The sequence below is a fragment of the Streptomyces sp. CB01373 genome, assembly GCF_002803075.1.
Classification (GTDB): Bacteria; Actinomycetota; Actinomycetes; order Streptomycetales; family Streptomycetaceae; genus Streptomyces.
Genome location: NZ_NNBK01000025.1, coordinates 1 through 19284 on the forward strand (window position 1 = coordinate 1; position 19284 = coordinate 19284).

General features: G+C 68.2%; 14 protein-coding genes and 6 pseudogenes. 13 read left to right on the forward strand and 7 right to left on the reverse strand.

Features of this window, described 5'->3' with window-relative positions; translation table 11 throughout:
* Positions 1 to 320: 320 nt before the first annotated feature.
* Positions 321 to 1328, forward strand: coding sequence for a recombinase family protein (locus CG719_RS31865; protein ID WP_100572192.1), 1008 nt, complete (start codon positions 321 to 323; stop codon positions 1326 to 1328).
* A 174-nt stretch (positions 1329 to 1502) separates the two neighbouring features.
* Positions 1503 to 1736: pseudogene (locus tag CG719_RS31870) on the forward strand (integrase core domain-containing protein); the annotation flags it as partial.
* An 87-nt stretch (positions 1737 to 1823) separates the two neighbouring features.
* Here CG719_RS31870 and ligA read toward each other — a convergent pair.
* Entirely contained in the window at positions 1824 to 3911 is a 2088-nt protein-coding gene (gene ligA, locus CG719_RS31875; RefSeq protein ID WP_199836858.1) for an NAD-dependent DNA ligase LigA, read from the reverse strand.
* 217 nt (positions 3912 to 4128) lie between these two features.
* Positions 4129 to 4716, reverse strand: coding sequence for an IS110 family transposase (locus CG719_RS36880; protein ID WP_324839237.1), 588 nt, complete (start codon positions 4714 to 4716; stop codon positions 4129 to 4131).
* Between CG719_RS36880 and CG719_RS35980 the strand changes: the two genes are divergently transcribed.
* On the forward strand, positions 4660 to 4989 hold the full coding sequence (locus tag CG719_RS35980) for a hypothetical protein (protein ID WP_199836859.1): 330 nt from the start codon (positions 4660 to 4662) through the stop codon (positions 4987 to 4989). The genes CG719_RS36880 and CG719_RS35980 overlap by 57 nt on opposite strands.
* Before the next feature lie 102 nt (positions 4990 to 5091).
* Positions 5092 to 5634, forward strand: a pseudogene (locus CG719_RS36885) (POT-type proton-dependent oligopeptide transporter); the annotation flags it as partial.
* Positions 5635 to 5943: 309 nt separating this feature from the next.
* Here CG719_RS36885 and CG719_RS36890 read toward each other — a convergent pair.
* Both CG719_RS36890 and CG719_RS31900 read right to left on the reverse strand, forming a co-directional pair.
* Positions 5944 to 6678, reverse strand: coding sequence for an alpha/beta hydrolase (locus CG719_RS36890; protein ID WP_100572195.1), 735 nt, complete (start codon positions 6676 to 6678; stop codon positions 5944 to 5946).
* Between the two features lie 223 nt (positions 6679 to 6901).
* Complete coding sequence (locus CG719_RS31900; protein ID WP_442802759.1) at positions 6902 to 7411, reverse strand: transposase; 510 nt, start codon at positions 7409 to 7411, stop codon at positions 6902 to 6904.
* A gap of 817 nt (positions 7412 to 8228) precedes the next feature.
* Here CG719_RS31900 and CG719_RS31905 point away from each other — a divergent pair.
* A complete protein-coding gene (locus tag CG719_RS31905; RefSeq protein WP_100572196.1) occupies positions 8229 to 9062 on the forward strand; it encodes a PIG-L family deacetylase in 834 nt (277 codons plus the stop codon).
* Between the two features lie 991 nt (positions 9063 to 10053).
* Positions 10054 to 10428 carry a hypothetical protein gene (locus CG719_RS35595; protein ID WP_159024999.1) on the forward strand — a complete coding sequence of 125 codons (375 nt, stop codon included), beginning with the start codon at positions 10054 to 10056 and terminating at the stop codon, positions 10426 to 10428.
* 288 nt (positions 10429 to 10716) lie between these two features.
* Here CG719_RS35595 and CG719_RS37625 read toward each other — a convergent pair.
* Positions 10717 to 11008, reverse strand: a pseudogene (locus CG719_RS37625) (IS701 family transposase); the annotation flags it as partial.
* Positions 11009 to 11130: 122 nt separating this feature from the next.
* On the opposite strand from CG719_RS37625, the gene CG719_RS31915 reads away from it, so the two are divergent.
* The 4 genes and pseudogenes from CG719_RS31915 to CG719_RS31930 all read left to right on the forward strand — a co-directional run bounded on the left by CG719_RS31915 (position 11131) and on the right by CG719_RS31930 (position 14916).
* Positions 11131 to 12192 (forward strand): transposase, encoded by a 1062-nt coding sequence (locus tag CG719_RS31915; protein ID WP_234375870.1) that lies wholly within the window; start codon positions 11131 to 11133, stop codon positions 12190 to 12192.
* Between the two features lie 338 nt (positions 12193 to 12530).
* Complete coding sequence (locus CG719_RS31920) at positions 12531 to 12776, forward strand: transposase (protein ID WP_100572197.1); 246 nt, start codon at positions 12531 to 12533, stop codon at positions 12774 to 12776.
* Between the two features lie 721 nt (positions 12777 to 13497).
* Positions 13498 to 13887, forward strand: a pseudogene (locus CG719_RS31925) (hypothetical protein); the annotation flags it as partial.
* Positions 13888 to 14067: 180 nt separating this feature from the next.
* Positions 14068 to 14916, forward strand: a complete 849-nt coding sequence (locus CG719_RS31930; RefSeq protein ID WP_100572198.1) for a chitosanase — start codon at positions 14068 to 14070, stop codon at positions 14914 to 14916.
* Positions 14917 to 15097: 181 nt separating this feature from the next.
* Here CG719_RS31930 and CG719_RS31935 read toward each other — a convergent pair.
* Positions 15098 to 15712 (reverse strand): annotated as a pseudogene (locus tag CG719_RS31935) (IS5 family transposase); the annotation flags it as partial.
* Between the two features lie 55 nt (positions 15713 to 15767).
* Positions 15768 to 17021, reverse strand: a complete 1254-nt coding sequence (locus CG719_RS31940) for an MFS transporter (protein WP_199836862.1) — start codon at positions 17019 to 17021, stop codon at positions 15768 to 15770.
* A gap of 95 nt (positions 17022 to 17116) precedes the next feature.
* Between CG719_RS31940 and CG719_RS31945 the strand changes: the two genes are divergently transcribed.
* From CG719_RS31945 to CG719_RS37635, 3 genes and pseudogenes are all read left to right on the forward strand, one after another.
* Entirely contained in the window at positions 17117 to 17509 is a 393-nt protein-coding gene (locus CG719_RS31945; protein WP_100572200.1) for a MerR family transcriptional regulator, read from the forward strand.
* A 122-nt stretch (positions 17510 to 17631) separates the two neighbouring features.
* A pseudogene (locus CG719_RS37630) lies at positions 17632 to 18536 on the forward strand (ISAzo13 family transposase); the annotation flags it as partial.
* A 52-nt stretch (positions 18537 to 18588) separates the two neighbouring features.
* Entirely contained in the window at positions 18589 to 19278 is a 690-nt protein-coding gene (locus CG719_RS37635) for an ISAzo13-like element transposase-related protein (RefSeq protein ID WP_442802760.1), read from the forward strand.
* Positions 19279 to 19284: the final 6 nt, after the last annotated feature.

A 19284-nucleotide genomic window follows, 5' to 3' on the forward strand; every position in this document is an offset into this window, starting at 1 on the left:
CGCATAGCCTCAAACGAGATCACCGAGTGGCCGTCGATACACCACTCCAGCGGACGTGACCGCCGGAGGCCGCCGCTCGTCGACAGGCAAACTACGACGCTCAGCCGGGCCAAGTGCACATGAAAGGGGCCAGGTAGAGCGCTAAGTCTCACCGTTGGGCAACCTCAGGGCGCAGAGTCACGGACGGTCATTCTCATAAATGTTCATCTGTGAGAGTTCTGCGAGAGGCCCCGGAGTGATCCCGTTTCCGCACGTCACCGTTCGCAAAAGTCCTCTCGAAACCCACACGTTGTGCGAGGCACTTCTGAGAGGCTGCCGCTATGGACCTCACGCCCGATCAGGCCGCATTGGCGGTAGAACGTCACGACTGCCCGAACTGTGACGCCCCCGCCGGCAGCGCCTGCCGAACCCGGGGCGGGAAGACCGCCGCGAAGTACCACACCCCCCGCTTCGTCCTCGTCCCCGCGCTCCGCGAGGAACTGGAGATCCCCGTCCCCGCCGACCGGCAGCCGGGCCGCGCGTGGAAGCAGGGCCCGGCGCTCGCTGTCGTCCCCGCGCCCCGCACCGAGCGCCCGGTCCGCATCGGGTACGCGAGGACGTCGACCGCCCGACAGGAACTGGCGAGCCAGCTCGAAGGCCTCCACCGCGCGGAGTGCCACAAGGTCTTCAAGGAGCAGATCAGCACCCGCGTGAAGGTGCGCCCCGAACTGGAGAAGGCGCTCGCCCTGGCCCGCCAGTTCAAGGAAGCCGCCCCCGAGACGCCGGTCATCTTCACCGTCCACGAGCTGAAGCGGCTCGCGCGCAACGCGGCTGAGCCGATGACGCTGTCCGCCGAGCTCCAGGCCGGCGGCATCCAGCTCGAACTCCTCACCGGCCCGCTCACCGGCATCTACGACCCCAACGGCATGGGCGCCATGTTCTTCGCCGTGCTCGCCGTCGCCGGGCAGATCGAGCGCAACTACATCCGGGAGAAGACCCTCGAAGGCCAGGTCATTGCCGCGTCCAAGGGCAACCACGGCGGACGTCCGAAGGTCATCGACGACGACATGCTCACCTTCGCCGTTGCCCTGAAGGACAAGGGCGTCCCCGTCCCCGAGATCGCGAAGAAGCTCACCATCAGGACGGGCAAGAATGCGGGCAAGTCCCCCTCGGTTGCCTCGCTCTACCGGGCGCTCGCGGAAGCCGAGGCCGCCGCGGTGGACGACGGCCTGCCGCTGCGGCCTAAGCCCGTACGCGTCCGCCGCCCCGAAGACCCCCTCACCCCCGAGGAGATCGACCTCCGGGACCGGCTCCAGGCCCAGCCCCACCCGAACGCCGAACTGCGATAGCTCCGCCCGCAACCTGCACCAAGCCCATGATCATCGGCTTAGCGTTAACCGCTGTACCGATGTTCCCCGAGGCCGGCCACCTACCCTCTCCTGTTCGTCGGGGCGGTCTATCTGACCGACGACGCCTGGGCCTACACCAAGAACACCTGGTGACAGACCTGCCGCGTCCTGGGCATCAGCCCCCGCCGGCCCCGGCCGTGGCGGCCTCAGACGAACGGCAAGGTCGAACGCTTTCACCGCACCCTGCTCGACGAATGGGCCTGCCAGCGGCCCTGCACCTCAGGGCTCGAGCGGCAGGTGGCTTTCCCCGACTGGCTGGACTGGTACAACTACCACCGGCCCCACACCGGCATCGGTGGCCAAATCCCAGCCAGCCGCGTCACCAACCTGCCGGGACAGCACATCTAGAGCGACGATGGCCCGACCTGCGTCGAAGCCCCGCGTAACTTGTCGTGTGGGGCTCAGGCGCCCTTACTCAGGACTTGTGGTGCTTCTTTAGTTGATGTAGTCGGCGACCAGGGCGGCGAATTCGTGCGGGGCGGCCGTGCGGATACCGAGATCCTCGGCTTTGGCTCGCTTGGACCCCGCGCCGTCTCCGGCGACGACGAGGGTGGTCTTCTTGGAGACGCTGGAGGAGGAGCGGCCGCCGGCCTGCTCGATGAGCTCGTTCATCTGGTTGCGGCTGAGCTTCTCCAGGGGGCCGGTCATCGCGCCGGTGACGACTACGGTCATCCCGGCCAGCGGTCCTCCCGCACGCTCGGTGTTCTCGTCGTGGTCGCCGGTGTCGCCCTCGTATGGGGCGGGTGGGGTGGCGCCGGGTTCGGTCATGTTCATCCCGGCGGCGGCGAGTTTGTCGATGAGCGGGGCGAGCTCGGCGAGTTCGGCGACGATCGAGGGGGCCTTCTCGGTGCCGATGCCCTCGACCTGCCGCATCGATTCCGCGTCCGCGGCGCGGATGTTGTCCATGGTGGCGAAATGCCGGGCGATACGGCGGGACATGGAGCGGCCGGTGCCGCGGACCCCGAGCGCGCACAGCACCCGCGACAGCGGCCGGCCCTTGGCCGTGGCGAGGGCGGCGAGGAGGTTGTCGGTGCTGGTTTCACCCATCCGCTCCAGGCCCAGGAGCTGCTCGCGGGTGAGGGCGAACAGGTCGGCGAGATCGGCGACGAGGCCGGCGTCGACGAGCTGGACGACGCGGGTGTGGCCGAGGCCTTCGATGTCGAGTTGGTCGCGGCCGGCCGCGTAGGACAGGGCGGCCACCAGGTGGCAGTTGCGTCCGTTCTCGCAGCGCCAGCGCTGCTCGCTGGCGTCGATGCCGGCCCCGCAGCGCGGGCACGTCCCGGGGAAGGCGATGGGTTGTTCGTCGCCGGTGCGCAGGTGGGCGACGGGGGCTTCGATGCGGGGGATGACGTCGCCGGCCCGGTGGACCATGACGTGGTCGCCCACACGCAGGTCGCGGCGGGTGATGTCGGCCGGGTTGTGGAGGGTGGCGTAGGTGATGGTGGCGCCGTCGATCTCGACCGGTTCCAGGACGGCGCGCGGGGCGATGATGCCGGTGCGGCCGACGTTCCACTCCACCTCGAGCAGTCGGGTGATCTTCTCGACGGCGGGCAGCTTGTAGGCGATCGCCCAACGCGGAGCGCGTGAACCCGATCCTGCCGTCTGCTGGTCGGCGGCCAGGTCGGCCTTGATGACGATCCCGTCGATCCCGAAGGGCAGCTCGGCCCGCAGGGCGGCGATCTCCTGCACCCGGGCCAGCACCTGTTCGACGGTGCCGGCGGTGATGCCGGGCACCGCGGTGGTGGCGGTGGTGTTGATCCCGAACATGGTGGCCTGAGCCATCAGCACGCTGTGCGCGAGTTCACCCAGCCGTGCGGTGAGCGCCGTCCCGGTATCGGGCCGGGGCAGCAGGCCGTAGCCGAAGAACGTCATCGGCAGGGTGTAGGCACGTTCCTTGGCGCGCAGGGTGCCTGCCGCGGCGCCGCGCGGATTGGCGAACGGCTGCCCGCCGTGTGCGGTGCGCACCTCGTTGGCGTGTTCGAACTGAGCGGTCGTCATCAGGACTTCGCCCCTGACTTCCACGGTGACCGGTTCGGCGAGTTCGGTCGGCAGGCCCTCGATGGTGCCGATCGCGTGCGAGACATCCTCCCCGGCCGTCCCGTCTCCGCGTGTGATCAGCTGTGTCAGGCGGCCGCCGGTGTAACGGGCGGCGACCGCGAGCCCGTCCAGCTTGGGTTCGACGCTGAACCGCTCGACCTCGTGGCCGATGCGCCGGGCCAGGGAGGCGGTCCAAGCGGTGAACTCTTCCGGCGAGAACACGTTGTCCAGACTCAGCATCGCCACCGTGTGCGGGACATCGCCCTCCGCGGCGCCGCCTGCGACCTTCCCCGTAGGAGAGTCGGGCAGCACCTGATCAGGATGTTCGGCCTCCCACGCGGCGATGCCTCGCACCAGCCGGTCGTAGGCGTCATCGTCCAGTGCCGACGTCCCACCCGTGTAGTAGGCGGCCGACGCCTTCACCGCGTCCTCGACCGCCTGCGCGTAGGCGGCGGCATCCGTGATCACAGCTGCAGGTGTTGTCATGCCCGTCATCCTGCCTGCCACCACTGACATCGCCCGATACAGCGGGACGGACGAAGGACCGCGAAGAGGACGGGGCGGAGGCCGCGCAGCCCCCTAGCCGCACCTCTCAGCGCGAGCACGCGTAGCACCCTGGACGTAATCTTTCGGCGCCGCCCGTGAACGGACGAAAGCGGCGCACCGGTTCCTCTCGTGGCGGCATTGATGCTCCTATTGGTCGTCAAGCGGTGTGGAGCCAGTCGCGGTAGGCGTGGGCGAGTTCGTCGTCTCGGCGGATGCCACGTTCGAGGGTGGAGATTCTGGCCGGCCAGACTCCCAGTTGGCGGGCTGCGGCGGTGAGGGTGATGTTCTTGGACTGTCGCAGGGGCCGCAGGTCGGCGATGCCGGGGACGGTGACTGTGGTGGTCAGGCAGCGGAACATCTCCCGGGCGACGGCACGCTTCAGGAGCCGGATGATCTCCTTCTTCGTCCGGCCGGCTGTGGTCTGCCGGGCCACGTAGTCGCGGGTGCGGGGGTCGCTGGACATGCGGACCAGGGCGATGCGGTGGAGGGCGGCGTTGGCTGCCCGGTCGCCGCCGCGGGAGAGGCGGTGCCGGTTGGTGCGGCCGCTGGAGGCGGGGACGGGGGCGGCTCCGCAGAGGGCGGCGAAGGAAGCCTCGGTCCGCATGCGTTCGGGGTTGCCTTCTGCCGTGATCAGCAGCTGGGCCGCGGTGTCGGGGCCGATCGCGTGCGCGGAGCGCAGGCCGGGGTTGTGGGCGGTGACCTGGCTGTCCAGGGTCTTGGTGAGGGCCTGGTGTTCGGCGGTCAGTTCTTTGACGCGTCGGGCGAGGCTCTTGAGCGCGGTGAGGACGGCGGTGTGGACCGTGTCCCCGGCCGGCCGCAGCCGGGCCAGGGCATCGGTGCGGTTGGTGCCCTTGAGCTGCCCGTACTTGGCGCGGATGGCTTCTGGGGCGGTGATGAGGATGTTGCCGATCTGGTTCAGTGCGGCGGTGCGGGCTTTGATGGCGGAGCGGGCGGCGTTGTGCAGGGCGCGTATGCCGGTGACGCTGTCGTCCTTGGGGGCACTGGAGGCCCGTCCTGACAGGGCGGCGCGGTCGCCCTGACCGGCGCCGCCGCCACGACCGCAGTCGCCCTCGGCATCCTCCCGCTGCTCGCGGTGCTGGCCCTGCTGGGCCTGGTCACCGTGTGCCTGCCCTTTCTCTACCTGCGCGCACTGAGCCGCCGCAGCGCCCTCGAACGCAACCGGCTGGGCGACTTCACCGCAGTCATGACCGCCTCGGCAGCCCTCTGGATGATCTTCGCTCAGAGCGGTTCCGTCCTGTCACTCTTCGCCGCGCACCACACCGACCGCGATGTCCTCGGCTTCACGGTCCCCGCGAGCTGGCTGCAGTCCGTGCACCCGCTGTTCATCCTGCTCCTGGCACCCTTCGTGCGCCGGCTGCGCACGACGACGATCACCAAGTTCGCCGGAGCCCTGGCCGCGGCCGGCCTGAGCTTCTGCGTCATGGCTCTGGCCGCCCTGCTCGCTCGTACCGGCGACGTATCGATGGCCTGGCTGATCGCCGTCTACCTTCTCTACTCCCTGGGCGAGATCGTGCTTGCCCCGGTCGGCCTGGCACTGGCCGCAGCCGTCGCCCCACCCGGCTACATCAACCGATTCCTGGCGCTGAACGGCATGTTCGCCGCCGTCGGGGTCGTCCTCGGCGGCCAGTTCTACCGCCTGACGGCCGTACTGCCCCTGCCCGCCTACTTCCTTGCGCTGGCCGTGATCGCCCTGGCAACCGCCGCGGCCGTCGCCGCCACCACCCGCCGCCTGACCGCCCCCACCTGCCCGTCTGACCACCGCGTGCCCGCGCAGCAGCACCGGCAGCGCGGGGCGGACGAGCCGCGAGGACCCTCGCGGATTCACCAACAGCATCCGAGCCGGCGGGGCCCCCGCGGCAAAAACAGCAGAGGAGAGCCGGGATGCCGCCCTCGACGAGCAGCATCCCGGCCAACATGGCTTACCGTCTGCCGACGGCCCGGCGGGCCGGCCTCACCTCAGGTGCCGGGTGAAGAACTGGGCCGCGGCGTCCCCCGCGAACTGCGGAACGCCGGTATGCCCGCCCATATTGGCGTACAGGGACTTCTCCTTGGAACCGAACGCGTCGAACAGGTCCAGGGCCGCCTGCCGGTCGTTCCCCTCGTCGTCCCACTGCAGCAGAACGTGCAGCGGAATGGTGAGCTGACGGGCCTCCTCGAACACGGCGCGAGGCACGAAACTCCCGGCGAAGAATCCTGCGGCCACGATGCGCGGCTCGACCACCGCAAGGCGAACGCCGATGGAGATCACTCCCCCCGAGTACCCGACCGGGCCCCCGATCCCGGGCAGCGACAGGAGGGCATCGAGGGCGGCCTGCCATTCGGGGACCGCCTTGTCGACGAGCGGGAGGACGAGAGCGTCGATGATCTCGTCGCTGACCGGCTCGCCGGCCTCCACAGCCCGGCGCAGGTCGGCACGGGCCTGCTCGACGGCGGCCCAACGGGGCCGGTCACCGCTCCCAGGAAGCTCAATGGTGGCCGCGGCGAAGCCATCCGCCACGGCGTGCCGGGCCCGCGCCACCAACCGGGGGTACATCTTGTGCAGCCCGAGCGGAGGGTGGCCGAGCAGAATCAGCGGCACCGGCGCGGACGCGGACGCGGGCGTCCACAGGATGCCGGGGATCTCACCGAGGGTGAACTTGCGCTCGAGGACAGCGTCGTCGAGACGCTGTTCAGAAGTGAAATGCATGGTCGTGCCTTTCAGGAGGGCTCAGAACGGCGCTCCCGGACGACCTATCGCCCGACCGTGACCCCGGAGGGAAGCACCCAAGTGAATACGTTCACGGGTACCACCCCCTCGCTCTCCGGCACGGCCACCGGAAAGGTAGCAGTGGCCACCCTGGTCCGCCAAACGGGTTTTTCTCGCGCGGACCCCGTGGCCGGATACCAAGGAGCCGGAACACTACGCAGAGCTACTGGGCCGTGTCTCTCAAGTTCGTAACCATGCGATGACCGCCGCCAGCACGGCTGCTGAGCGATAGACGATCGAGAGTTTGCCGTAGCGGGTCGCCGGGCCCCGCCACTGCTTGAGCAGGCTGAAAGATCGTTCCACGACGTTCCTGCGCTTGTAGGTCTCGGTGTCCAGAGTGCGGGGTCGTCCGCCGTCGTAGCCCTTTCTCTTGCGGTTGGCCTGCTTGATCGGCGCGTTCGGGGATCACAGTGCGGATGCCACGGGCCGCGAGGTCTGCGCGGACCTGCTTGGAGGAGTACGCCTTATCTGCGAGCAGAGCGTCCGGCGTGGTACGCGGCCCGCCGCGGCCGAGTCGCGTGACCCGGATGTCGCCCAGCAAGAGGGGGAGGACCTGCGCGTCGTGGACCTGGCCCGGAGTGACTACAACTGCCAGCGGGCGGCCGTCGCCGTCTACGGCGTGATGGATTTTGGTTGTCAGGCCTCCGCGGGATGGGCAATTCGCCTCCTTCAAACGCCCTCCCAGGCATTCCAGTTCAGGACTTGGCTTTCGCCGCTGCGCAGTCGCTGACCTACCAGAAGGCTGTGGCCTGCTCCTGCGGGAGCTCGCAGAAGAAGGTGGCCGCGTTCTTCAGCTCGGTCTCGGCCAGTGCCGCAGCGCAACCTGACGCCGATGGGCCTGAAGGCCGCCTCCTACGAGCTGGGCCGGCCCGCGACTACGAGACCCGGCCTGCCAGCCCCGAGGCGAGGATCACCTTGGAGATGTATGGAGACCGCGCCAACTGCTCGGCTTTGAGCTCGCTGAGTATGTCCGGGGTGTTCTTGAGCAGGACGTGGCGGTCGCCGGCGCTGACGATGATGCTGTCAGCGCCTGGTGGGTGGTGCAGGTCTGCCCCATGTCCGGGGTCGAGGTCGGGCCTTGAGTTGACGTGTTGGTCTCGAGTGGCCCGGCGAATGCCGCCTCCCGCACCGTCGCCGTTCCCAAGCCGTCACCACCACCGACGGCCACCCCGTCCATAGCCACATCCACCGCAATCGGCGTCCTGCGGCTCCTGCGCGACCTGGACACGCCGGACTGGGCGAGGACGACGACAGCGAGGGCTGAACCCTGTACCTCGTTCGCGTCGAACACCGACGCCTGGAAGGCCAAGCGGCCGCCCCGGGAACAGATGCTCCGGCCGGCACAGTTGCATCGACTGAGGGACCGGCGCCGCACGGGCGGGGAACACGGAGACCACAAGGCCTCCGCCCCACCAGGATCCGGGCCCCAAGGTCGCGGTACGCCCGCCGCGCACTCGGACCAAGACGTATTTCTGCAGGAGGACTGTTTCATGACTGACCGGCCCTTGACGCTCATGGCAGTACACGCCCACCCCGACGACGAGGCCACCGGAACCGGAGGGGTCCTCGCGCGGTACGCGGCGGAAGGCATCCGCACGGTTCTCGTGACGTGTACCGACGGCGGTTGCGGTGACGGACCGGGTGGTGTCAAGCCGGGCGATCCCGGGCACGATCCGGCGGCGGTCGCCTTGATGCGCCGTCAAGAACTTGAGGCGAGCTGTGACGTCCTGAAGGTCAGTGATCTGGAGATGCTGGACTATGCAGACTCCGGGATGATGGGCTGGCCGGGCAACGACGCCCCCGGATCCTTCTGGCAGACCTCCGTGGAGGAAGGCGCGGCCCGACTCGCGGAACTCATGCGGCACTACCGACCTGATGTGGTCGTCACCTACGACGAGAACGGCTTCTACGGCCACCCCGACCACATCCAGGCCCACCGCGTCACGATGGCGGCGCTGGAGATGACCGAGCTGACACCGAAGGTGTACTGGACCACGATGCCGCGCTCGGGGATGCAGCGGTTCGGTGAAATCATGCGCGAGTTTCATCCGGACATGCCGGAGCCGGATCCTGCCGAGGCCGCCGCGATGGCCGAGATCGGCCTCCCCGACGATGAGATCACCACGTGGGTGGACACCACCGCGTTCAGCGGTCAGAAGTTCGACGCGTTGGCCGCGCACGCCAGTCAGGGCGAGAACATCTTCTTCCTCAAGATGGGCAAGGAGCGGTTCGGCGAGTTTATGGGCATGGAGACCTTCGTACGTGTCCAGGACGCCACCGGCGCGGCCATACCCGAGAACGATCTCTTCGCCGGACTGCGCTGATCCGCCCGTCCGACCGGCCGGGAACACGCATCGACCGCACGGCGCGATCGAGCGGATCACACACCCGGAGGCTTGCCCACGCGAGTTCCGTTCCGGCACGCGCTGCTGTCGCGTCCGTTGCCCAGCCCGCTTGACCCGCACGATCGGTGCGGTCGTCTCGCGCAGGCTGCGGAACCTGATTGCGGCGGGGCCGGCGGCGGGTACTCGCTGATCCCGGAGCAGCACCGGGTCGATTCCTGGGCGTCTGGCGGCTACGGCGGCCGGGGCGGCTCGGATGAGGCGGCGCCGACTCCGCCGTCCTGGGGCGCACGCCATGCCGAGCTGGAGGCCGCGAGCGTCGGGCGGTCGGCGCTGCGCAACTGCACCGGTGACGACGGGCTGTGTGAGAGCCTGCCGTCATCGGTGAGGACCGGCGCGGCGAGCACATGGGCTGGGAAATCTGCCCGCAGCGCGCCACCCGCTACCGGCGTCCCGGCTACGAGGCGTGCGACCGGCGCCAGGACGCCGGAAGCTTGCCCAGCACCGGGGTCACGCCGCACCTGCCCCGTTCTGGGTCCCTGTACGGCCGTCTCCCGGGCTTTCGCCCCGCCCGTGGTCTTTCCTTTGGGTGGGGCGAGGCCCGGTCGGCCGTCAGGCGGGCGCACGGCGCCTTTGGCTGGCTCCGGCGGGGTCGCCCGCCCGTTCAAGCAGGCTCCTGGACGGGTGGTCCGACGATGCCCGGCACTCTCGCGCGCATCCGGCGCACCGCACTCGATGTCCCGCACGGCACCGGCGCGCGCGTCGCCCAGCCACCCCTTGACCAGGTTCGGCCGGGCCCGTGTTTCTCCTTGGCCAGGTTTGCCACCCGGCACGTTTCCCTTTGACACATCACGTCCCGGCCGCCGATCATGTCGAGGTCAACGGGGTGTGTGATAGAGGACCCGCTGCCGCGCGCACCTGGTGCGGTGGCGCGCACCGTGTTTCCGAATGGTCATGTAACTCTGGGTGGCCCATGTACGCCCGAAGTGTCGTCTGTGCGGTCGTGCTTGCTCTTGCTGCCGCAACGACCGGGTGTAGCAGTTCAACGAGCGGCGGGGCCGCGCAGTCCACCGGCATCGTTACGTCCGCGCCTGATCTGAGCGAAATAGCATGGCGCAAGGCATGCATTGACGCGTGGGCCGAGGTCATCCTCGCCCACACCTATCAGTGGAGTCCGGGTCTAGAGGAAACGCCCGAGGAGTGCCCAGGCCAGTACGGAGACACCTGGACGACCCTGTACACACTCGGCAAGGACAAGGCCGAGAAGCGGAGGCTGAAGCTTCCGCCGATCGATGATGGTGTTTCGATCACAGCCGAGGAATCCGCATCCAAGGCTGACCGGCCGTGATCTCCCGGAGTGTGGCGTAGCTGTCGTGCTTGCTTATTGATCTTGGTTGTGACCTGCTGTTGTTGAGTTGTACCGGGCGGCGTGCCTGTTCTGCGGGTGGGTTTCATGGTGAGTCGGAGGTCCGGCGGCGGTTACGTGGGTTGAGCTGGCTGTTTGGTGCTGCGCAGTGAGTTGGGCGTGGTGCCGGTGCCGGGGCGCAGCCTCGATTGCTGGCCCCGGTCAGCGGGAGGTTCCTGCGGGCCACAGGACGCGCACCGTTCGAGCAGGTCAACGACCGGCGGCTTGGGCCAGGCCGGCCTCGCGCAGTGCGAGGTACCCGTCAACGCTGACGGAGTAGGCGCAGTCGGCGACCACCGCCCGGCAGCCGAAGCCCGCCTCCTTCCCGCGGCCCGCGAGGTGGGCGGCCAGCTGCGATTTCGTGCGGAAGGCCGGATCGGACCGGCGGCCTGCGGCCGTGGGTCGAACAGAGCTACAAGCAGATCAAGGACGAACTCGGGCCGGCCCAGCCACTGCCGGCCCACATGCGCGGTCGCCGCGCCGTCCTTGCGGTCCCGGAGTCGTCGATCATGATGCCCCCGCCTACGCCCCTTTGGAAGACACCGTTCAGGAGTTGGTGCGAACCGCCGGGACGCGCTGGGCGACTTGGCATGTGACGTCCTCCAGCGCCGCCTCCTGCTGGCCCTCTTCGCCCTGGGCACCAACATGGGTATCCGCGCAATCGTGGCGACCGGCGAGCACGGCGAGACTGCGGCGGCGCTGCGGCACGTCCGCCGGCACTTCGTCACCGTCGACAACCTGCGTGCCGCCGTGACGAGGCTGGTGAACGCCACCTTCGCCGCCCGCGACACCGCGTGGTGGGGCCGCGGCACCGCCTGCGCGTCGGACTCGAAGAAGTTCGGTTCCTGGTCCTCGAACTTCATGACCGAGTACCACGCCCGCTACGGCGGTAACGGCGTGATGATCTACTGGCACGTCGAGCGGAAGAACCTCTGCGTCTACTCCCAGCTCAAAAGTTGTTCGTCGTCCGAGGTCGCGGCGATGATCGAGGGCCTGCTGCGGCACTGCACGGATGCCGAGATCGAGTCGAACTACGTCGACACGCACGGCGCTCGCCTGTACCGCCCTGACGACACCCCGCCCGGCTGGCCTGCGCTCGGTGCCTCCCTCACGCGGCCGATCCGCTGGGATTTGATCGAGCAGCAGTACGACCAGATGGTCAAGTACGCCACCGCACTCCGGCTCGGCACTGCCGAGGCGGAGCAGGTGCTGCGGCGCTTCACCCGCGGTGGTCCCAAGCGCCCCACCTACCAGGCTCTCGAAGAACTCGGGCGCGCTGTGTGGACCAGCTTCGCCTCTGGCTACCTGGCCAGCCCTGGCCTGCGTCGGGAGATCCACGGCGGGCTCCAGGTTGTCGAGAACTGGAACAGCGCGAACACCGTGCTCCACTGCGGCAAGGACGGTGCCCTGACCGGCCCGGACAAGGAGCACGCGGAGACCTCCATGCTCGCCCTGCATCTGCTCCAGTCCGCCTTGGTGCACGTCAACACGCTTCTGGTGCAACAGGTGCTGGCCGAGCCGGTATGGAAGAAAGAGGCTGAGCGAGGGGGACCGGCGCGGGCTGACCGCCTTGTTCTGGTCCAACATCAACCCCTATGGCACCTTCCGCCTCGACATGGACAAGCGCCTCAACCTGGCACCCACGACGATTCCAACATCTACATCCAGGGCGGACACAAGATCGATGGCGTGCCCGACTGCGCCTGACCGCAGAGCCGCACGGTTGTTCCACCACGTGCCTGACCGCGGGCCGGAGACTTCGTGTCTCCGGCCCGCACGCTGAGCTGTTTCCAACCTGAATCACCCAGGATTCGATAGAAATGCCGCTTGGTTAGCGTCGCCGAGCGGGCTGTTGCAGCGCCGGCCGGTTGCCGGGCGCCGTCGTGTCGATGTCGCCCGCACGGTCATCGCCCAGATCCTCTTCGCCGGCAGGGGATCGTGCTCACCTTCCGCTCCACCGGCGCCGCCGCCGATGACCCTGCCCGTCCTGTGTCGTTGTCCGGCCTGGTGGTCGGACAGCCGAGCATCGATGTGGCGATCGGCAGATGATCGACGCGGTGCGCTACCTCGTCGACAACGGCATCAAGTGGCGGGCGACTCCCTTCGACTTCCCGCCCTGGCCGCGCGTGTACGCCTTCTTCGGCTGCTGGCGGGACACGGGGCTGGTGGCCGAACTGCATGACCTGCTGCGCGAGGTCGTCCGCGAAGCAGAGGGCCGCGGCGCGTGCCGGTCACGCCGGCCTCCACGACCGGCCGGGACGCCGCCCCTCATCTCAGTGCTGCAGTCGTGAGGAGTGCCGCTTCTTCGGTAAGCGTCTTCAGGCTCGCGGCGCTGTCAGGAAACGACTTCTTCCACGCGGCGAGCCATTTCGCGCGCTGCTCCTCAGGTACGCCGCAGCCCACGAGAAACGCCAAGTACTGCTTCTGGTCGGCGGGGAGGGTCTCGCGGTCAACGATCCGGACGAGGGTGCTCAGCGACAGGCGGAGCGGCCCTCCGCCCCAGTTCTGGACCTGGCGCAGCGGTGGGCATGCCGCCAGCGATGTACAGCAGGCTGCCGATCATCGGGAACACGGCCGTCGGCAGAACTTGGGCCACTGTCAGCCGGCTTGCTGCGCCCCCTCGCCCGGCCGCTGGGAGGCCGCAACGTTGGTGCGGCTGGGCTGGAGGGCTTCGAGAGGGCAGGGACTGCGTCGTTCTTCGGTATGGGGAATCCCTTGGCCGGTGGATTGCCGAGGGGCGCGCCGGGTGAAGTCGGCGCGCCACTCAACTGGGCGCAATCCGCTCTGGGATTAAAACAGTTGACGTTAGGTCACCTACTGGCGACCAAAGTGTCCCAGGAGAGTTGTGGCGTTCCCGTAGTCGACGCCACGGCCGACAATCCCATTGATCCGGTTTTCCGGTGCATGTGCGGCACGTGCACCAATGAGGGGCGGCGGCGGTCAGGTCGTTGGTCCTTGCCCCGCAGAGGAGACCGTCACTGTACGTCTCCCGAGCTCGCCGCTTGACGTCGAATCGATGGGCTGCGCGAGGAGGTCGACCGCATCCAGGCCCAACTGGCCGCGGCCGAGCAGGAATGGCCGGAGTGGCAGGAGTGGGCGATCGCCCGCAGGCGGGTCGACACGGTGCTGGCTCCGGACAGCGGCAACGCCGCGGACGCAGAGGCCACCGAGAATCCGCGGCATGCGGCGAGGCCGAAGTCCCAGGTGCCGGTATGGCGTGAGGGCCTGGACTGGTCGGTGCTGTCGGTGGACTACCAGCGCATCCTTAAGGTGCTCGCGGACCGCCTCCGGCTGGGCCAGGGGCCTCTGACCTGCCGCGAGATGGCCGCAGCATTTCGGCATGGACGTGGTGTCGGCACGGGTGGAAGCACCGGGGCGAAGGCGAAGCGGCAGGTGGCGCGCCCGTGACTCCTGTGGTGCGGCGGTGCGGGTGGAGCATGCGGGTGTGGCCGGTGGAATGAGCGGCTTGTTCTTCCCTACGAACTTCTCACCTCACGGGTACCCATCTCCCTGATCATCTGATAGTAAACCTTCCTATCAGTGACTCCAACTGGCCACCCCCCAAACTCACTTGGAGGCCCCGTGGTCCACTCAGCCCACGACGCCGCAGACCGCTTCCCCACCTCGCGCCGTACGCTCCTCGCCCTGATCGGCGCGTCCTTGGTGGCAGTCCCGCTCCTGAACGCCCCGCACGTCGCGGCGTCCCCGGTGTCCGCCGAGGCGATCGGACTCGACGCCCCGGCGAAAAAGGAGATCGCCATGAAACTGGTGTCGAGCGCCGAGAACTCCTCCCTCGACTGGAAGGCCCAGTACAACTACATTGAGGACATCCGCGACGGCCGCGGCTACACCGCCGGCATCATCGGATTCTGTTCCGGCACCGGCGACATGCTCGACCTCGTGCAGCTCTACACCGACCGCAAGCCCGGCAATGTCCTCGCCAAGTACCTGCCGGCCCTGCGCCGGGTGAACGGCACCGACTCGCATGCCGGACTCGATCCGAACTTCCCCGTGGACTGGCGCAAGGCGGCACAGGACACGGCCTTCCAGCAGGCCCAGAACGACGAACGCGACCGGGTGTACTTCAACCCGGCCGTCCAGCAGGGCAAGGCCGACGGCCTGGGAGTTCTGGGGCAGTTCACGTACTACGACGCCATCGTCATGCACGGTGACGGCAGCGACCCCACGAGCTTCCGCAACATCCGCAAGCGCGCCCTGCGCACGGCGAAGCCACCGGCGCAGGGCGGCGGCGAGGTGGCATACCTGAACGCCTTCCTCGATGCGCGGGTCTGGGCCATGAAGCAGGAGGAGGCCCACAGCGACACCAGCCGGGTCGACACCGAACAACGGGTCTTCCTGCGCAAGGGCAACCTGAACCTCGACCCGCCGCTGGACTGGAAGGTGTACGGGGACAGCTACCACATCGGCTGACCAGTCCGCCCCTACGCGAACAGCGGCATGCTCGACGGCCGGAATCCGGCCGGGGACCGTGCCCGACCTCGACGCCGTCGCCGTCGGCCACCACGGCGGTGACGGCGTCTGCCAGAGAATCCAGGGCGGCCGACCAGGCCTCCGCAACGGCGGGGCTGGGCCACCGGGTCGCCGGGGACAGCGGTTTGATACCGCGTCTCCACAGCAGTCGACGGTACTTGTCGAAGTCGTAGCCGCGGTCGGCGAACAGACGCTTGGGCCTGCTGCGGGGCCGTCCACGCAGGCCGGGTATCGGCGGAATTGCGTCCAGCAGTGGGATCAACTCAGTGACGTCGTGACGGTTCCCTCCGGTCAGGGAAACGGCGAGCGGGGTGCCATGCCAGTCAACGATCACGTGGTGCTTGGAGCCTGGGCGGGCGCGGTCAACCGGCGATGGCCCGACATGATTCCCCCCTTTCATTGCTCTGATGTGTGAACCGTCGATCGCGCAGTCGTCCATCTCCAGCCTTCCGGCGGTCCGTAGTTCGGTCAGCAGTAGTTGATGCAGGCGCGGCCAGACGCCGGCCTTTGTCCAATCGCGCAATCGCCACCAACTGGTGACTCCTGAGCAACCGATCATCACTGCGGGCACGTCTCTCCAGGCCACCCCCTTGCGCAGGACGTACACGATGCCCGCCAGTGCCACACGGTCGGGAACACGCACTCGTCCGGGGGATCGGTGCCTGCGCGCCGGGGGTGCGGGAAGCAAGGGCGCGACCCGCTTCCACAGGTCATCAGGAACAAGATGGTCAGTCACGTGTCGAGATTTCGGCCCGGTCAAAGTGACGTGAGTGATGCAGCGCCGGCCCGTCTCAAGCAGCGCGCCTTGCTTCGGCCGGGATGCGTGAGGACTGATGCCGTCGTCGATGATTTCCGTGGAGTTTCAGTACAACGATGCTGGTGGGAACGATGAGGATCATCAACGCACCGCAGCCGACGAGGACGGCGGGGGCACTGGTCCGGTCGAGGAGGAAGCCTCCGAACGCGGCTCCAAGGGGGGAGGCTGTCAGGAGTACGGCGCTGCGCGCAGCCAGAACCGTGGTGAGCAAATCGGCGGGTGCACGGTCCTGGATCAGGGTGAAGGAGAGCGCGGAGTAGGGACCGTAGACGAGTCCGGCGAAAGCGAAACCGATCAGGGAAGGGAGGACGGTGTCCGTGAGGGCGAAAGGGAGCATGCCGATGCCGTGGCCGCCGATGATGCCGAGCATTGCCGGCCACAGGGGAAGCCGTCTGGCCGCACCCAGGGCGAGAGCACCGATGACAGCTCCGATACCGAAGGCGGCCCAATAGGCGCCGAGCAGCCCCGCGCCCGCATCGAGGTTGCCGGAGACGAACAAGGGAAGGGCGACTTCGACGGGGCCAAAGGCGAGGTTGAACACCCAGGTCACGAGGAGCAGGCCGAGGAGTTCCGGCTGGCGGCACAGAATCCTCAGCCCGCGCTCTGCCCCGCCGGTCGCAGGGGGCACCGGTGACCGGGGCAGGGTGGTGCGGCTGGTCTGGAGGGCGAGCACAGCGAACGTGGCGGCGTCGAGGCCGATGATCCATGCCGGGGATACCACTCCCACGAGAAGGCCCGCGAGAGCGGGGCCCGCGATGGTTGCGCTCCACAGACTGGTGCTGAGCACGCTGTTGGCCGCCAGGCGCTGGTCGTCAGCAAGCAGAGGGCCGAAGAGTGCGTGCTTGCCGGCCTTGCCCCAGGCATGAAGCAGCGAGGACGCGCCCAGGAGCCCGACATACACGGCCGGGGTGAGCAGTCCCGCCACATGCGCGAGCGGTACCGCCCCCAGCAGTACGGCCCGGAGCGCAGAGTCGGTGACCAGGAGCCGCCACGCGGGAAGCCGGCGCATCCACCTGCCCAGGATCAGTGCGCCCAGGGCGCCGGGCAGGACGTAGGAGGCGACAGCGATGCCGGCCAGCGCGCCTCGGCCGCCGTCGGGCCCCAGCGCGAGCGCGAGCCAGGCGACCGCGACGACGGTCATGCCGTCGCCCAGATCGGACAACGCGAAGACCGGCATCAGCCTCCGAAAGGTGCGGTCGGCGAACAGGGAGCGGTAGGGGCCGGGCATCAGGCGTCCCGGTACTGCTGAGAACATGCAGGTCACAGTCGCGCTTCAAGCACACTTGAAGTCAAGGCCGAACAGAAACCAAGGAAGGGGCGGGCATGCGATATCTGCCCATTGGTGAGCTCGCGGACAAAGCCCGCGTGCGAGCTTCAGCGCTGCGCTACTGGGAGGAGCGCGGTCTGCTGCCCGGCGCGCGTCGCGAAGGAGGGCGCCGAGTATGGCCCGCGACCACAGTCCGCCGGGTCGCCCTGATCAAGATGGCGCAGCGGGCAGGGTTCACCCTCGCCGAGATCACGCAACTGCTGGCCGATGACACCACTCCGTCCGCTACCCGCCAGTGGCGGGACATGGCTACGCGCAAGCTGCCCGAACTCGATCGACACATCGCGCAGACTCAGGCTCTGCGGCAGGCAGTTGCGGACTGCCTGGAGTGCGGCTGCATGAAATTCGATCAGTGCGTACTACTCGATACCACGGACGCGGCGCCCTGACCGCAAGCACCCGACAGCCATCGACTCCCGAAGCCCAACGCTCGCCTACATTTTGAAACGGTCAGTTAGGGAGTGCAGATCTTTAACCCGTGGCTTCCCGCTCGACGGGTCGTTGCTCTGGTATGAGCAGGCTGGGAGGGCAACGGGACGTGCTGGCAGCCAAGTTCGAGGCGATCCTGTGGCATCTGGACGAGCGGCAGCGTCGTCTGCTGATAGGGGCAGAGGCCCGGTCGCTCGGCCACGGCGGAATCAGAGCGGTGGCCCGTGCCGCCGGTGTCCGTGAGGCCACTGTGTCGCTCGGGGTACGGGAAGTCGACTCCGGTGAGACCCGGTTGGGACGTGTCCGCAGAGCTGGCGGCGGCCGCAAACGCGTCGTCGACCTCAACCCGGCACTTCGGGCGGCGCTCCTCGCCCTGGTCGAGCCCGACGTCCGTGGGGACCCCATGTCACCGCTGCGCTGGACCACCAAATCCACTCGCAAGCTCGCCGAGGAACTGACCCGCCAAGGCCACCGGATCTGCGCGGACACGGTGGGCGACCTGCTGCGAGAGGAGGGCTTCAGCCTGCAAAGCAACGCCAAGACCCTGGAGGGCAAGCAGCATCCCGACCGGGACGCCCAGTTCCGCTATCTCAACGACCGGGCCCGCCAACACCAGAACTGCGGCCAGCAGGTGATCAGCGTGGACACGAAGAAGAAGGAACTGGTCGGCCCCTTCAAGAACAACGGCCGCGAATGGGAGCCGAGAGGCGAGCCGGTACGGGTCGACACCCACGACTTCCCCGACCGCGAACTGGGCAAAGCGGTGCCCTACGGCATCTACGACGTCGCCGCGAACACCGGCTGGGTCAACGTGGGCACCGACCACGACACCGCTGCGTTCGCCGTCGAATCCATCCGCCGCTGGTGGAACGGAGCCGGACGGGCCGCCTATCCCACCGCCGGCCGACTGCTGATCACCGCCGACGCGGGCGGCTCCAACGGGTATCGCACCCGATCTCTGTCTGCCACCTGCCTCCCGGCACATCGAAGTGGAACCGGATCGAGCACCGGCTGTTCTCCCACATCACCATGAACTGGCGTGGCAGGCACCCTGACCAGTCACGAAGTCATCGTCCAGAGCATCGCCGCGACCACCACCAGAACCGGCCTGACCGTGCACGCCGAACTCGACACCAACCGCTACCCCACCGGCATCCAGGTCACCGACGAGGAACTTGCCGCTCTGCCGATCACACGGCACCGCTTCCACGGCGACTGGAACTACACCCTCCACCCCCAACCATCGCTGCAAGAGACCCCGGCCAGCCACACGACGAACCAGCAGCCGACGAACAACCCACCACCTCTGACATCGCGTTCCCTGCGACACCCCGAACTCACCGGCATGTCCGACCGGCAGCTCGGCGAACTGATCGACACACTGATTCCCGAGCTGGAACTGCAACGCGAGCAGACCCTTCGCACCCGTCGCGGGCACGAGCGCCTGGTAGCTCCCGGCACAGGCGCCAAAGCCAAACTTGCACCCGAGGACCGGATCCTGGCCACCGTGCTCCACCTGCGCAAACTCGCCACCGTGAACCTCCTGGGCGAGCTCTTCGGTGTCGCCGCCGCGACCATCAGCCGAGCGAACCAGGAAGTCCGGCCTCTCCTGGAAGCACGCGGCCACCACGTCAACGCCTCCACTGTCCGGTTCTGTACACCCGCCGACGTGGCCGCGTTCCTTACCTCAGACCCCACCCAAACGAAGATCAAAAGGACGAGTCAATAATCTGCG